The following is a 15,578-nucleotide window of genomic DNA, read 5'->3' as shown; positions in this document are numbered from 1 at the left end:
TGACGACTCCGCCTGAGATTGTGCCCTAGCCTCGAGGCGGGCAGGAACCGGGTCGCCTCTGGCTCGTTTGCTGTTCAGGAGCAAACGTTCCCGGGCAGCGGAACGATCATGGGGGACAGGGATAGATGGCCGCAAAGACGCCACGCAAAACCGATTCTGACGCAACCTTGCAGGACCTTGCCGCCAAGCGGCTCGTGATCGAGGCCGTGAGCCCCGAGATCGACGGCGGCCGCTTCGCTGCGAAGGCCGTGGCGGGATGGCTCGTCGAGGTCAGCGCCGACATCTTCGGCGACGGCCACGAGGTCATCGCCGCGGCCCTGGTCAAGGCCGACGGCAGCGAGATGCCGATGCTCAAGGGCGTCAACGACCGCTGGAGCGCCGAGGTCACCTTCGCCGAACCCGGCCCGGCGCAGCTGTCGCTGGTGGCGTGGCGCGATCTCTGGGGGACCTGGGCGCGCGATACCCGCAAGAAGCTCGACGCGGGCCAGGACGTCTCCGTCGAGATGGAGGAGGCGCGGCAGATGCTTGCCGCGTGCAAGGCGCCGCGCGGGCAGGGGCTCGGCCCGGCGCTGAAGGCGCTGCAGAAAGCCGCCAAGGCCGGCGACGCCGAGACGCTGCTGGGCGCGGACGCCAACGCCCTGATGGCCCGCCTCGGCCCCCGCGCCAACGTCACCCGCTACGACGACCTGCCGTTCTGGGTCGACCGGGAGCGGGCGGCGTTCTCGGCCTGGTACGAGCTGTTCCCCCGCTCGGCGGGGCCGGAGGGGCAGCACGGGACCTTCCGCGACGTGATCGGCCGGCTCGACTACGTCCGCGACCTCGGCTTCGACGTCCTGTACTTCCCGCCGATCCACCCGATCGGCACCACCAACCGCAAGGGCAAGAACAACTCGCTCAAGGCCGAGCCCGGCGACATCGGCTCTCCCTACGCCATCGGCTCGCCCGAGGGCGGCATGGACGCGGTGCATCCCGAACTCGGCACGCTCGAGGATTTCGACGCGCTGGTCGCCGCCGCCGCCGAGAAGGGGCTCGAGATCGCGCTCGACATCGCCCTCAACGCCTCGCCCGACCACCCCTGGATCGAGGAACACCCCGACTGGTTCGAGCGCCGCCCCGACGGGTCGATCAAGTTCGCCGAGAACCCGCCGAAGAAGTACGAGGACATCGTCAACTTCCGCTACTACCTCGACGACGGCCGCCCCAACACGCCGTTCTGGCACGCGATCCGCGACCTGTTCCTGTTCTGGGCCGGCCACGGGGTGCTGAGCTTCCGCGTCGACAACCCGCACACCAAGCCGTTCCCGTTCTGGGAGTGGATCATCGGTGAGGTGCGCCGCGAGTACCCCGACGCGATCTTCCTGTCGGAGGCCTTCACCCGGCCCAAGGTGATGAAGCGGCTCGCGAAGGTGGGCTTCAACCAGAGCTACACCTACTACACCTGGCGCAACAATGCCCACGAGCTGACCGAGTACCTCACCGAGCTGACGACCGAGGAGTGCCGCCACTACATGCGGCCCAACTTCTTCACCAACACTCCTGACATCAACCCGGTCTTCCTGCAGTATTCGGGCCGCGCCGGCTTCCGCACCCGGCTGCTCATGGCGGCGTCGCTGGCGGGGAACTACGGGATGTATTCGGGCTTCGAGCTTTGCGAGAGCGCGCCGCTGCCGGGCAAGGAGGAGTACCTCGATTCCGAGAAGTACCAGCTGCGCCACCGCGACTGGGACGCCGAGGGCCACATCAAGGATGACATCCGTCTCATCAACCGGATCCGCCGCGAGAACCCGGCGATGAAGGATTTCCTCAACCTGCGCTTCTTCAAGGCCCACGACGAGCGGGTGCTCTACTACGGCCGCTTCGACGAGGCGCACCGCAACTACCTGCTGTTCCATGTGCTGATCGACCCGCACAACGGCGCGGAGTTCGGCTTCGAGCTGCCGCTCTGGGAGTTCGGTCTGCCCGACGCCGCCTCGATCGAGGTGGAGGACGCCATCCACGGCAACCGCTTCACCTGGCACGGCAAGGATCACCGGCTCGCGCTCGACCCGGTCAACCGGCCTTATGCCATTTGGAAGCTGTTCCCGCCCGGAGGCGTCGCATGACCATCGCAGACAGGAAACTTCTCGCCGCCGAGCCCGGCGCGACCGAGGCCGACTGGTACAAGGACGCGGTGATCTACCAGGTCCACGTCAAGGCCTACCAGGACAGCAACAACGACGGCATCGGCGATTTCGCCGGCCTGATGCGGCGGCTCGACCACGTCCAGGAACTCGGTGCGACGGCGATCTGGCTGCTGCCCTTCTACCCCTCGCCGCTGCGCGACGATGGATACGACATCGCCGAGTTCAAGGCGGTGAACCCGCAATACGGGACGATGGACGACTTCCAGGGCTTCGTCGACGAGGCGCACCGGCGCGGGCTCAAGGTGATCACCGAGCTGGTCATCAACCACACGTCCGACCAGCACGAGTGGTTCCAGCGCGCTCGCCGCGCGCCCAAGGGCAGCCCCGAGCGCGATTTCTACGTCTGGTCGGACGATCCGAGCCGCTGGATGGACAAGACGCGGGTGATCTTCAACGACACCCACGATTCCAACTGGTCCTGGGATCCGGTGGCCGAGCAGTTCTACTGGCACCGCTTCTTCGACCATCAGCCCGATCTCAACTTCGACAATCCGAAGGTGCTCGAGGAGGTGCTCGACGTGATGCACTTCTGGCTCGACAAGGGCGTCGACGGGCTGCGGCTCGACGCGATCCCCTACCTCGTCGAGCGCGACGGCACCAACAACGAGAACCTCCCCGAGACCCACGACGTGCTGAAGGCGATCCGCGCCGATCTCGACAAGCACTACGAGAACCGGATGCTGCTGGCCGAGGCGAACCAGTGGCCCGAGGACACCCGCCCCTATTTCGGCGAGGGCGACGAGTGCCACATGGGCTTCCACTTCCCGCTGATGCCGCGGATGTACATGGCGGTGGCGCAGGAGGACCGCTACCCGATCACCGACATCATCCGCCAGACGCCGGCGATCCCGGAGGATTGCCAATGGGCGATCTTCCTGCGCAACCACGACGAGCTGACGCTCGAGATGGTCACCGATCGCGAGCGCGACTACCTGTGGAACTTCTACGCCGAGGACCGGCGGGCGCGGATCAACATGGGCATCCGCCGCCGTCTCGCGCCGCTGCTGCAGAACGACCGGCGCAAGATCGAGCTGCTCAACAGCCTGCTGATGTCGATGCCCGGCACGCCGATCGTCTACTACGGCGACGAGATCGGCATGGGCGACAACTACTACCTCGGCGACCGCGACGGGGTGCGTACCCCGATGCAATGGTCGGCCGACCGCAATGCCGGCTTCAGCCGCGCCAATCCCCAGCAGCTCTACCTGCCCACGATCCAGGATCCGGTGCACGGCTACGAGGCGATCAACGTCGAGGCGCAGCAGAGCTCGCCGACGTCGCTGCTCAACTGGGTCAAGCGGATGATCGCGGTGCGCCAGCGCCACCCCGTCTTCGGGCGCGGCGAAATCGAGCTGCTCTACCCGCGCAACCGCAAGGTGCTCGCCTACCTGCGCCGCCACGAGGGCGAGACGGTGCTCTGCGTGGCCAACCTGTCGCGCCAGGCGCAGGCGGCGGAGATCGACCTGTCGGAGTTCTCCGGCCGGGTGCCGGTCGAGCTGACCGCGCAGTCGCCGTTCCCGCCGGTGGGCGAGCTGCCCTACCTGCTGACGCTGCCGGCCTACGGGTTCTACTGGTTCCTGCTGGCCGACGAGGAGGCGGCGCCCGAGTGGCATACGCCGTACACCCAGATGCTGCCCGATTTCCTGACCCTGACCACCCGCGACGGCACGATCGGCTCGGCCCTGCGCGACGCCTCGGCGGCGCAGTTCGAGCGCCAGACCCTGCGCGAGTACCTGCCGCTGCAGCGCTGGTTCGCCGCCAAGGAAGAGCGGATCGGCAAGGTGACGATGCACAAGCTCGCCGAGATGGGGCAGGGGCGGCACATGCTCTCGGTGGTCGATGTCGCCTCCAGCGGCGGCGAGGCGCGCTACTTCCTGCCGGTCTCGGCGGTCTGGGGCGAGGACGCGCTCACCATCGGCCCGCGCCTGCCGGCGACGCTGGCGAAGCTGCGCCAGGCCAACCGCGTCGGCGCGGTGCTCGACGGCGCGGTCGACGAGGAGATGGCGCGCACGCTGCTCGGCGCGATGGTCGAGAGCACGACGATGCCCGCGAGCGAGGGCAGCATCGAATTCCGCGGCAGCCCCGGCCTTGCCGAGCTCGCCGCCGATCCCGGCGAGCCGCGCCTGCTGTCGGCGGAGCAGTCCAACGCCTCGATCGCCTTCTCCGACAAGGTGATCCTGAAGCTCTACCGCCGCCTGCGGGGCGGCGTGCAGCCCGACATCGAGGTGGCGCGCTTCCTTACCGAGGAGACCGACTTCGAGGCGAGCCCGGCGCTGCTCGGCACGCTCGACTGGATCGCCCCCGACGGCACCCCCACGACCCTCGCGGCGGCGTCGGAGTTCGTGCGCAACCAGGGCGACGCGTGGCGCTACGTGACCGAGGCGCTCGAGCGCGACATGGAGCGCGAGGAGATGACCGAGGCGGCCTCGCAGGAGGGCGACGAGGAGGAGGCCCACGTGATGGGCGGCCCGCTCGATCTCGGCGCGGTCCTCGGGCGGCGCACCGGCGAGTTGCACCTGGCGCTCGCCAGCGGCGCGCCGGGCAGCGCCTTCGCGGAAGAGCCGATGGGCGAGGACGACCTCGCCAGCCTCGTCGACGACGTCCGCGGCGAGCTGGCAGACGTGTTCGACCGCCTCGCCGCGCACCGCGACGGCCTCGACGAGACCGGCCGGGCGCTGGCCGACGAGGTGCTCGACGCACGCGGCCGCTTCGACGCCCGGCTCGAGGCTCTGCGCGGCCTCACCCCCTCGGGCGGGCGCTGCCGCATCCACGGCGACTACCATCTCGGGCAGGTGCTCGTGGTCGAGACCGACGTGATGATCATCGACTTCGAGGGCGAACCCACCCGCAGCCTCGCCGAGCGGCAGGCCAAGTCGTCGCCGCTGCGCGACGTGGCGGGGATGCTGCGCAGCTTCGACTACGCGCTCTGGTCCACCGTCCGCCGCCGCCTCGAGCTCGGCGCCGACCCCGAGCGCACCCTCGCCGGCATCGAGGGCTGGCGCGCCGTCACCCAGGGCGCTTTCCTCGACGCCTACCGCGAGACCCTCGGCGACGCCTCGCTGCGCCCCGACGCGGAGTTCGAGGAAGCGCTGCTCGACCTGTTCCTCATCCAGAAGGCCGCCTATGAAGTCGCCTACGAGATGTCGATGCGTCCCGACTGGATCGACATTCCGCTGCGCGGCCTTCTGTCCCTCCTCGGCGAAAACGGAGAAAGCTCTTGATCCCGGACACCGCTCCTCCCGCCACCGACATCGATGCAATCCTGCGCGGCCAGCACGGCGACCCGTTCCGCTTCCTCGGCATGCGCCTCGCCTCCGAGACGGGGCCGATCGTTGTCAACGTGTTCGCGCCCGACGCCTCCGAGGTCGAGGTGATCGACGCCAAGGGCAAGTCGGCTTGTAAGCTCGAGCTGATCAACTCGGAAGGCTTCTTCCACGCGGCGCTCGGGCGTCGCAAGAAGCCGTTCCCCTACCGCCTGCGCCTGCGCAACCCGCAGGGGCACGAGTGGGAGATGCACGACCCTTACGCCTTCGGCCCCGTCCTTGGCGAGATGGACGAGTACCTGCTCGGCGAGGGGCGGCACGAGGAGATCTACCGCCGCCTCGGCGCGCACCCGATGACCCACGAGGGCGTCGAGGGCACCTCCTTCGCCGTCTGGGCGCCCAACGCGCGTCGGGTCTCCGTCGTCGGCCACTTCAACGCCTGGGACGGCCGCCGCCACCCGATGCGCCGGCGCGGCGCGACGGGCGTGTGGGAGATCTTCCTGCCCGGCATCGGGCGCGGCGAGACCTACAAGTACGAAATCCTCGGCACCTACGGCCACCTGCAGCCGCTCAAGGCCGACCCGGTCGGCTTCGCCGCCGAGGTGCCGCCCGAGACGGCGTCGGTCGTGCACGGCATGGTGCGCCACGAATGGACCGACGCCGGCTGGATCGAGGCGCGCCGGCCCGACCAGCGCGCCGACCCGATCTCCATCTACGAGGTCCACCTCGAGAGCTGGCGGCGCGGCGACGGCAACAGCATGCTCGACTACGCCGCCCTCGCCGAGCAGCTGATCGACTACCTCACCGAGATGAACTTCACCCACGTCGAGTTCCTCCCGGTGACGGAGTACCCGTTCTCCGGCTCTTGGGGCTACCAGCCCGTCGGCATGTACGCTCCCACCTCGCGCTTCGGCTCGCCCGAGGACTTCGCGGCGATGGTCGACCGGCTGCACGGCGCTGGGATCGGCGTCATCGTCGACTGGGTGCCGGCGCACTTCCCGTCCGACGCCCACGGCCTCGCCCGCTTCGACGGCACCGCGCTCTACGAGCACGAGGACCCGCGGCTCGGCTTCCACAAGGACTGGAACACGCTGATCTACAATTACGGCCGCCGCGAGGTCGCCAACTTCCTGCGCGCCTCGGCGACCTACTGGCTCAAGGAACTGCACGTCGACGCGCTGCGCGTCGATGCCGTCGCCTCGATGCTCTACCTCGACTACTCGCGCAACGAGGGGGAGTGGATCCCCAACCGCTACGGCGGGCGCGAGAACCTCGACGCGATCGACTTCCTCAAGGGCGTCAACGAGACCGCCCGCCACTACGCGCCCGGCAGCCTCACCATCGCCGAGGAGAGCACCGCCTTTCCGGGCGTCAGCCGGCCGGTGAGCGAGGACGGGCTCGGCTTCGACTTCAAGTGGAACATGGGCTGGATGCACGACACGCTCGAGTACATGTCGCTCGATCCGATCCACCGGAAGTACCACCACCACCAGATGACCTTCGGCCTTGTCTACGCCTTCTCGGAGAATTTCGTGCTGCCGCTGAGCCACGACGAGGTGGTGCACGGCAAGGGCTCGATGCTGGGCAAGATGCCGGGCGACCGCTGGCAGAAGTTCGCGAACCTGCGGGCCTATTACGGCTTCATGTGGGGCCATCCGGGCAAGAAGCTGCTCTTCATGGGCGGCGAGTTCGCCCAGGAGCGCGAGTGGAACCACGACCAGTCGCTCGACTGGCACCTGCTCGACGATCCGATGCACGACGGGGTGCGCAAGCTGGTGCGCGATCTTAACGCGCTCTACCGCGCCACCCCGGCGCTGCACCGGCGCGACTGCTCCCCCGAGGGCTTCCAGTGGATCGAGGGCGGCGACGCCGACAACAACACCTTCTCGTTCCTGCGCTGGGCCGACGACGGCCGCCCGGTGGCGGTGATCTCCAACATGGCGCCGGTGGTGCGCGAGGGCTACCGCGTCGGATTGCCGCTCGAGGGAACCTGGAGGGAAGTTCTGAATTCAGATGCCAGCGACTACGGCGGTTCCGGCGTGGCCAACGGCACCATTCGCGCCACGGGCGAGGGAATGCACGGCCAGCCCGCGTCGGCCGCACTCACCCTGCCGCCGCTCGGCACGATATTTCTCTCTCCGGAGTAAATGCACAACATGGACGCTCCCGCAGCGATCACGAACCGTCCGATCCTCGCCGGGTCGGACGTGCCTCTCGGCGCGACCTGGGACGGGTCGGGCACCAACTTCGCCCTGTTCTCGGCCCATGCCACCAAGGTCGAGCTCTGCCTCTTCGACAACCGCGGCCGCCGCGAGATCGAGCGCATCGAGCTGCCCGAGTTCACCCACCAGGTCTGGCACGGCTACCTGCCCGACGTGCGCCCCGGCCAGCTCTACGGCTATCGCGTCCACGGCCCCTACGCCCCCGAGGCGGGCCATCGATTCAACCCCAACAAGCTGCTGCTCGACCCCTACGCGCTGCAGCACAAGGGCGACCTGCGCTGGCACGACTCGCTGTTCGGCTACAAGCTCAACCACGACAAGGCCGACCTTTCCTTCGACCGGCGCGACAGCGCCTTCGTCATGCCGAAATGCGTCGTCGTCGACACCGCGCATACCTGGGGCGGCGACATCCGCCCCGACGTGCCGTGGGGCCGGACGGTGGTCTACGAGGCCCATGTCGGCGGCATGACCATGGGCCACGACGGCATCGAGCAGCCACTGCGCGGCACCTTCGAGGGGCTGGCCGACCCGCGGGTCATCGACCACCTCGTCAGCCTCGGCGTCACCTCGCTGGAGCTGCTGCCGGTGCAGGCGTTCTACGACGAGGGCTACCTGACCGAGAAGAACCTGGTGAACTGGTGGGGCTATTCCACGCTGGGCTTCTTCGCCCCCGCGCCGCGCTACCTGACGCCCGACGGCTCGCTGCACGAGTTCAAGCTGATGGTCCGCCGCCTGCACGAGGCGGGGATCGAGGTGATCATGGACGTGGTCTACAACCACACCGCCGAGGGCTCCGAGCGCGGCCCGACGCTGTCGTTCCGGGGCATCGACAACGCCAGCTACTACACGCTCGCCGACGATCCGCGCTACTACTTCGACACCACCGGCTGCGGCAACTCGCTCAACCTGCGCAACAGCCGCGTGCTGCAGATGGTGATGGATTCGCTGCGCTACTGGGTCGAGGAGTGCCACGTCGACGGCTTCCGCTTCGACCTCGCCACCACGCTGGGGCGCGACCGCGACCATTACAGCGAGCACGCCATCTTCCTCGAGGCGGTGCGCCAGGACCCGATCCTGGCCGGCGTGAAGCTCATCGCCGAGCCCTGGGACACCGGGCCCAACGGCTACCAGGTGGGCAACTTCCCCCCGGGCTGGGCCGAGTGGAACGACAGCTACCGCGACACCACCCGCGCCTACTGGAAGGGCGACAGCGGCACGCTGCCCAAGCTCGCCAGCAAGCTGCTCGGGTCGGCCGACACCTTCAACCATGCCGGCCGCCGCCCCTGGGCGAGCGTCAACTTCATCACCGCCCATGACGGCTTCACGCTGATGGACCTCGTCTCCTACAACGACAAGCACAACGAGGCGAACGGCGAGGACAACCGCGACGGCCACTCCCACAATCTCAGCTGGAACTGTGGCGTCGAGGGCGAGACGGACGATCCCGGGATCACCGCCCTGCGCGACCGCCAGCGCCGCAACCTGATGGCGACGCTGCTGTTCAGCCAGGGCACCCCGATGCTGCTCATGGGCGACGAGCGCGGCCGCAGCCAGGGGGGCAACAACAACGCCTATTGCCAGCCCGGCGAGATGAACTGGTTCGGCTGGGAGGCCTCCGAGCGCGACGAGGCGTTCGAGCGCTTCGTGCGCGGCCTGGTCCGCATCCGCAAGACCAAGGGCCTGTTCCTCGCCGAGCGCTACCTCCATTCCGGCGCCGACGCGCGCCACAACCGCTTCGCCAAGTGGCTGCGCCCCGACGGGCAGCGCATGGAGGAGGGCGACTGGGACAACGGCATCTCGAAGGCCGTCGGCCTGCTCATGCACGAGCACGACACCTTCCTCTACATGGTGCTCAACGCCAGCGAGACCGATCTCGACGTCTACCTCCCCGGCGGCGACAAGCGCCGCTGGAGCAAGCTCGTCGACACGCTCGAAGGCGTGGCCGATCCCAAGGGGCGCGACCGGATCGACGGCGGCACCGTGCCGCTGCCGGCGCGCTCGATGCTGCTTCTGGAGACGACGGGCCGTGGCTGACCTCGACTACACCTGGGGCGCCCAGCCCCGCGACGACGGCACTTGGCGCTTCCGCCTGTGGGCGCCGGGGGTGGACGGCCTGAGCCTGCGCCTGAACGGCGAGGATCACCCGATGGAGGCGGCGGGCGAGGGCTGGTTCAGCCTCGAGCGCGCCGCCTCCGAGGGCGACGCCTACGGCTTCGTGCTGCCCGACGGGCTCGTCGTCCCCGACCCGGCCGCGCGGCGGCAGGCAGGCGACGTGCACGGCCTGTCGCGGCTCACCGCGCCGCGCGCAGGCGGCTTCTGGGCCGGGCGGCCGTGGGAAGAGGCGGTGATCTACGAGCTGCACGTCGGCACCTTCACCCCCGCCGGCACCTACCGCGCCGCCGCCGCCGAGCTCGACCGGCTCGCCGCGCTGGGCATCACCGCCATCGAGCTGCTGCCGCTCGCCCAGTTCGGCGGCGACCGCGGCTGGGGCTACGACGGCGTGCTGCCCTACGCCCCGCACCCCGCCTACGGCACGCCCGACGACCTCGCCGCCTTTGTCGCCGCCGCCCACGAGCGCGGCCTGATGGTGCTGATCGACGTGGTCTACAACCACTTCGGCCCCGACGGGAACTACCTCCACGCCTACGCGCCGGGCTTCTTCGACGAGGCCCGCCACACGCCGTGGGGCGCGGGCATCGACTACCGCGCGCCGCCCGTGCGCCGCTTCTTCATCGAGAACGCGCTCTACTGGCTGACCGAGTACGGCTTCGACGGCCTGCGCCTCGACGCCATCGACCAGATCGAGGACCCGTCCGACCCGGAGCTGCTGATCGAGCTGGCACGGGAGTTGCGCGCGCGCCTCGACCGGCCGGTCCACCTGACGACGGAGGACAACCGCAACGTCACCCATCTGCACGAGCGCGGCGAGGACGGCGAGATCGTGCTGCATTCGGGCGAGTGGAACGACGACTTCCACAACGCCGCCCACGTCCTCGCCACCGGCGAGAGCGAGGGCTATTACGGCGACTACGCCACCGATCCGCTCGGCCTGCTGGGCCGCGCGCTCGCCGAGGGCTTCGCCTTCCAGGGCGAGACCGGCCGGGGTGCGCCCTCGGCGCACCTGCCGCCCACCGCGTTCGTCGACTTCCTGCAGAACCACGACCAGACCGGCAACCGCGCCCGCGGCGACCGGCTCGTCACGCTGGCGAATCCCGAGACGCTGGACGCGCTGACTGCGATCCTGCTGCTCTCGCCCCACATCCCGATGCTCTTCATGGGCGAGGAGTACGGCGAGACGCGGCCCTTCTGCTTCTTCGCGGGCTTCGACGGCGAGCTCGGCGAGGCGGTGCGCAAGGGGCGGCGCGAGGAGTTCAAGGGCTTCGCCGGCTTCGACGACGTGCCCGACCCGATCGCGCGGGAGACGATGGAGATGTCGACCCTCGACCCGGCGCGGCGCGACAGCGACGCGGGGCGCGAGGCGCAGGCCCGGGTCCGGCGGCTCCTCGAGCTGCGCCACGCGGAGATCGTCCCGCACCTCGCCGGCACGACGGGCGGGGCAGGGCGGCTGCTCGCGGCCGAGGACGGCGTGCTCGCCGTCGACTGGCAGCTCGACGGCGCGCTGCTCCAGCTGCGCGCCAACTTCGCCTCCGCCGCGCGCGAGATGCCGGCGGCGCAGGGGCGCGAGCTCCACAAGGTCGGCGCGCTCGGGGCGCCGAACAGCGCGGTGCATTGGATCAGGGTGACGGCATGAGCGAGGGGGTGGAGCGGCTGGCGGGACATCACGGGCTGACGCTCGCCTACGACGACCCCTTCGGCGAGGGCGACCGGCCGGTGCCGGAGGCGACGCTCCGGCTGATCCTCGAGGGGCTCGGCCAGGACGCCGACGCACCGCCCAAGGGCCAGCCCGCGCCCCGGCGCATGAGCCTGCCCGACGACGCGCGCTGCTGGTCGCCCGCCTCGCTCGCCGAGGCGCCGGGCTGGGGCATCTTCTGCCAGCTCTACGAGCTGCGCTCCGCGCGCAACTGGGGCATCGGCGACTTCGCCGACCTCGCCGAGCTGGCCGCGATCTGCGGGCGCGCGGGCGCCGACTTCCTCGGCATCAACCCGGTCCACGCCCTGTTCCTCGCCGACCCCGACCGGCGCAGCCCGTTCTTCCCGTCCAACCGCCGCTACCTCAACCCGCTCTACATCGCCCCCGATCGGCTCGGGCTCGACGCGCCCGCCGAGGTGGCGGCCCTGCGCGAGGCCGAGCTGCTCGACTACCCCGCGCTCGTGCGCGTGAAGCTCGCCGCCCTGCGCGCCGCCTTCGACGCGGGCACCGCGCGCGACGGCCTCGACGCCTTCGCCGCCGCGGGCGGGGAGGCGCTGGAGCTGCACGCGCTGTTCGAGGCGATCTCGCTGAAGATGGCCGCCGACGGTCATGGCGCCGGCTGGCGCGACTGGCCCGGGGCGCTGCACGATCCCGCGGCGCCGGAGGTGGCGCGCCTGCGGGCCGAGCTGGCCGGAGAGGTGCGCTTCCACGTCTGGCTGCAGATGATCGCCCGCGCCCAGCTCGCCGAGGCCGCCGACGCGGCGCGCGCGGCGGGGATGCGGATCGGCCTCTACCTCGACCTCGCCGTCGGCGAAGCGCCCGACGGCTCGGCCACCTGGTCGGGCGCCGCCGCCGCGCTGCCGGGCCTGTCGGTCGGCGCGCCGCCCGACATGTTCGCCACCGAGGGCCAGAACTGGGGCCTCTCCGCCCCGTCGCCCACCGCCCTGCGCGCCGCCGGCTTCGCCCCGTTCCGCGACATGATCGAGGCCCAGCTGCGCGACGCCGGCGCGCTGCGCATCGACCACGCGATGGCGCTCTGGCAGCTCTTCCTCGTCCCCGAGGGCGCGAGCCCCGCCGAGGGCACCCACCTGCGCTTCCCGTTCCAGGACATGGTGCGGGTGCTCGCCGAGCTGAGCCAGGAACACGAGGCGGTGGTGATCGGCGAAGACCTCGGCTTCGTGCCCAGGGGCTTCCGCGGCGCGATGGAGAAGGCCAACATCCTCTCCTACCGCATCCTCGTCTTCGAGCAGACGGAGACGGGCTTCAAGGGCCTCGCCCGCTACCCCGAGGCGGCGCTCGCCTGCATCTCGACCCACGACCTGCCGGTGCTCTCGGCGTGGTGGCGCGGCGAGGACGTCGAGCGGCGGCGCGAGCACGGGCTGGTCGACGAGGAACGCTCGGACGCCGACGCGCTGCACCGGCGCGAGGAGCGCAAGGACCTGATCCGGGTGCTGCGCCGCGCCGGCGCGCTGCGCGGCCGGCTCGACGCCGACGCCGCCGAGATGCCGCCCGAGATGCTCGACGCCTGCCACCGCTTCCTCGCCCGCACGAAGTCGCGGCTCGTGGGGGTGCGGCTCGCCGACCTCGTCGGGCCCGCAGTGCCGACCAACCTGCCCGGCACCCTCGACGAGTACCCCAACTGGCGCCCGCGCAGCCCGACCGACCTCGCCGCGCTCGAGAGCCACCCCGTCTTCGCCGCCAGCACCGCGCTGATGCGCCAGGAACGCCCCCGCCCACAGGACGCGACCGCATGACCCTCCCCACTGCCTGCTACCGCCTGCAATTCCGCAACGGCATGGACTTCGACCGCGCCGCCGGGCTCGCCCCCTACCTCGCGCGGCTCGGGGTCAGCCACCTCTACGCCTCGCCGCTCTTCACCGCGCAGCCGGGCTCGACCCACGGCTACGACGTCACCGACCCCAACGAGATCGAGCCCGCGCTCGGCGGCCTCGAGGGGCTGCGGCGGTTGTCGGCGGCGCTGAAGGCCGAGGGGCTGGGGCTGATCCTCGACATCGTGCCCAACCACATGGCCTTCTCCGTCGCGACGCCCTGGCTGCGCGACGTGCTGCGCCACGGCGCCGACAGCGACTACGCCGGCCACTTCGACCTCGACCCCGGCCACGACCGCATCCGCCTGCCGTGGCTCACCGCGCCGTTCGAGCGCATCCTCGCGGGCGAGGGCGACGGCTTCTCCGTCGAGGACGACGACGACGGCCCGGTGCTCGTCACCGGCGGGCTGCGGGTGCCGCTGGCCGACACCCCGTCGCTTTCCAGGGCGCGCGGCGGCGACATCGTCGCGCTGCGCGAGCTCCACGCCGAGCAGCCGTGGCGGCTGGTGCACTGGCGCACCGAGAGCGACGCGCTGAGCCACCGGCGCTTCTTCAACGTCACCGGCCTGATCGGCGTGCGCGTCGAGGACCCGGCGGTGTTCGAGGACGCCCACCGGCTGCTGTTCCAGCTCGTCGACGAGGGCATCGTCGAGGGCATCCGCATCGACCACGTCGACGGCCTCGCCGACCCGACCGCCTACCTCGAGCGGCTGCGCGCGCGGGTGGGGGAGACGCCGATCTGGGTGGAGAAGATCCTCTCCGGCCCCGAGATGCCGCCGCGCGAGTGGCCGATCGAGGGGACGACGGGCTACGTCGTCGCCCGCGCGCTCAACCGGCTGCTCACCGACGCCGCCGGGCTCGACCGGATCGAGGCCGCCTACCGCGAGGCGACCGGGCGCACCGAGTCGGTGGAGGACGCGCTCTGGACCGCGCGCCACCAGATCATGACCCACGACCTCGCCGCCGAGCTCTGGCAGCTCTACAGCCAGTTCCAGGAGATCGCCTCGAGCGATCCCGTCGGCGTCGAGTTCGGGCCCGAGACCCTGCGCGAGGCGCTGCTCGCCTTCATCTGCGCCTTCCCGCGCTACCGCACCTACATGACGGCCGAGAAGATCAGCGAGGCCGACGTCAAGCTCGTCCAGCGCACCGGCCAGCGCGCCGCGGCGCAGCTGCAGGACCCGGGCGCGCTGCCGTTCCTCGTCGAGGTGCTCACCCGCCCCGGCGCGGCGACGGCGCGGTTCCGGCTGCGGATGCAGCAGGTCACCGGGGCGGCCGTCGCCAAGAGCCAGGAGGACACCGCCTTCTACCGCGAGGTGAAGCTGCTCTCGGCCAACGAGGTGGGCGGCGAGCCCGACGACGATCCGCTCGGCTTCGAAGGCTTCCACCGCGCCATGGAGCGGCGCGCCGAGATCATGCCCCACGGCCTGTCGCTGACCTCTTCGCACGACACCAAGCGCAGCGAGGACGCGCGGATGCGCATCGCCGCCATCACCCGCGAGCCCGCGGCCTTCGAGGCGTGGCACCGGATCTGCCGCGGCTTCGCGCCGGCGCGGATCAACGACAACCTCGTCTGGTACGTCGCCCAGACCTTCCTCGCCATCGACCAGGCCGACGGCGACCTCGCCGACCGCCTCGCCGACCACGTGGTCAAGGCGCTGCGCGAGGCCAAGAGCGAGAGCTTCTGGACCGCGCCCGACCTGGAGCTCGAGGAGGCCGCCCAGAGCTACGTCCGCCGGCTCGCCTCGCACTTCCCGCGCCATGCCCGCGACGTGGAGCAAATCCTGTCGGAAGCCGACCGGATGTCGATCGTCCAGACGGTGCTCAAGCTGACGATCCCCGGCATCCCCGACATCTACCAGGGCTGCGAGCTCGCCGCCTACGCCCTGACCGACCCGGACAACCGTCGCCCGGTCGACTTCGACCTGCGCGCCCGCGCGCTCGACGATCCGTCCGTGCTGACCCGTCCGCTCGATGCCCGCAAGCTCGCCCTGACGCGGGCGCTGCTCGCGGCGCGCCGCGACAACCCCGACCTCTTCCTGCACGGCAGCTACCACCGTCGCGAGATGCCCGAGGGCGTCTTCGCTTTCGAGCGGCGGCACGGCGAGCGGACCCTCTGCGTCGCGCTCAGCATGCGCGAGGCCGGGCTGAGCGAGGCGCTGACCGGCACGAGGCTCTGGCCGCTGGAGGGCGAGGCGGATTGCCCGCACGTGCGGGTCACGCTCGACTGACCCCCTCCCTGCGCCGCGCCGGCCCTGCTATGACGGCGCGGC

General features: G+C 70.6%; 7 protein-coding genes. All 7 read left to right on the top strand.

Translation table 11 applies throughout. From position 1 onward, the window contains the following. The first annotated feature begins 125 nt into the window (after positions 1-125). From OG2516_RS05455 to treY, 7 genes are read left to right on the top strand one after another with little or no spacing between them, the layout of a single operon-like run. Positions 126-2,102 (top strand): maltotransferase domain-containing protein, encoded by a 1,977-nt coding sequence (locus OG2516_RS05455; RefSeq protein WP_050769114.1) that lies wholly within the window; start codon positions 126-128, stop codon positions 2,100-2,102. Continuing rightward, positions 2,099-5,404 (top strand): maltose alpha-D-glucosyltransferase, encoded by a 3,306-nt coding sequence (gene treS / locus OG2516_RS05450; protein WP_007254631.1) that lies wholly within the window; start codon positions 2,099-2,101, stop codon positions 5,402-5,404. The genes OG2516_RS05455 and treS overlap by 4 nt, the downstream gene beginning before the upstream one ends. Then, positions 5,401-7,593 carry a 1,4-alpha-glucan branching protein GlgB gene (gene glgB, locus OG2516_RS05445; protein WP_007254630.1) on the top strand — a complete coding sequence of 731 codons (2,193 nt, stop codon included), beginning with the start codon at positions 5,401-5,403 and terminating at the stop codon, positions 7,591-7,593. The genes treS and glgB overlap by 4 nt, the downstream gene beginning before the upstream one ends. Further along, entirely contained in the window at positions 7,594-9,702 is a 2,109-nt protein-coding gene (glgX, locus tag OG2516_RS05440) for a glycogen debranching protein GlgX (protein ID WP_007254629.1), read from the top strand. Then, entirely contained in the window at positions 9,695-11,419 is a 1,725-nt protein-coding gene (gene treZ, locus OG2516_RS05435; protein ID WP_007254628.1) for a malto-oligosyltrehalose trehalohydrolase, read from the top strand. The genes glgX and treZ overlap by 8 nt, the downstream gene beginning before the upstream one ends. Further along, on the top strand, positions 11,416-13,233 hold the full coding sequence (gene malQ / locus OG2516_RS05430) for a 4-alpha-glucanotransferase (protein WP_007254627.1): 1,818 nt from the start codon (positions 11,416-11,418) through the stop codon (positions 13,231-13,233). Before treZ ends, malQ begins: the two co-directional genes overlap by 4 nt. Next, on the top strand, positions 13,230-15,536 hold the full coding sequence (treY, locus tag OG2516_RS05425; RefSeq protein ID WP_007254626.1) for a malto-oligosyltrehalose synthase: 2,307 nt from the start codon (positions 13,230-13,232) through the stop codon (positions 15,534-15,536). The genes malQ and treY overlap by 4 nt, the downstream gene beginning before the upstream one ends. Positions 15,537-15,578: the final 42 nt, after the last annotated feature.

Source organism: Oceanicola granulosus HTCC2516, assembly GCF_000153305.1.
Lineage (GTDB): Bacteria > Pseudomonadota > Alphaproteobacteria > Rhodobacterales > Rhodobacteraceae > Oceanicola > Oceanicola granulosus.
The sequence above is the reverse complement of the archived record's forward strand: the minus strand, read 5'-3'. Positions and strand labels throughout refer to the sequence as shown.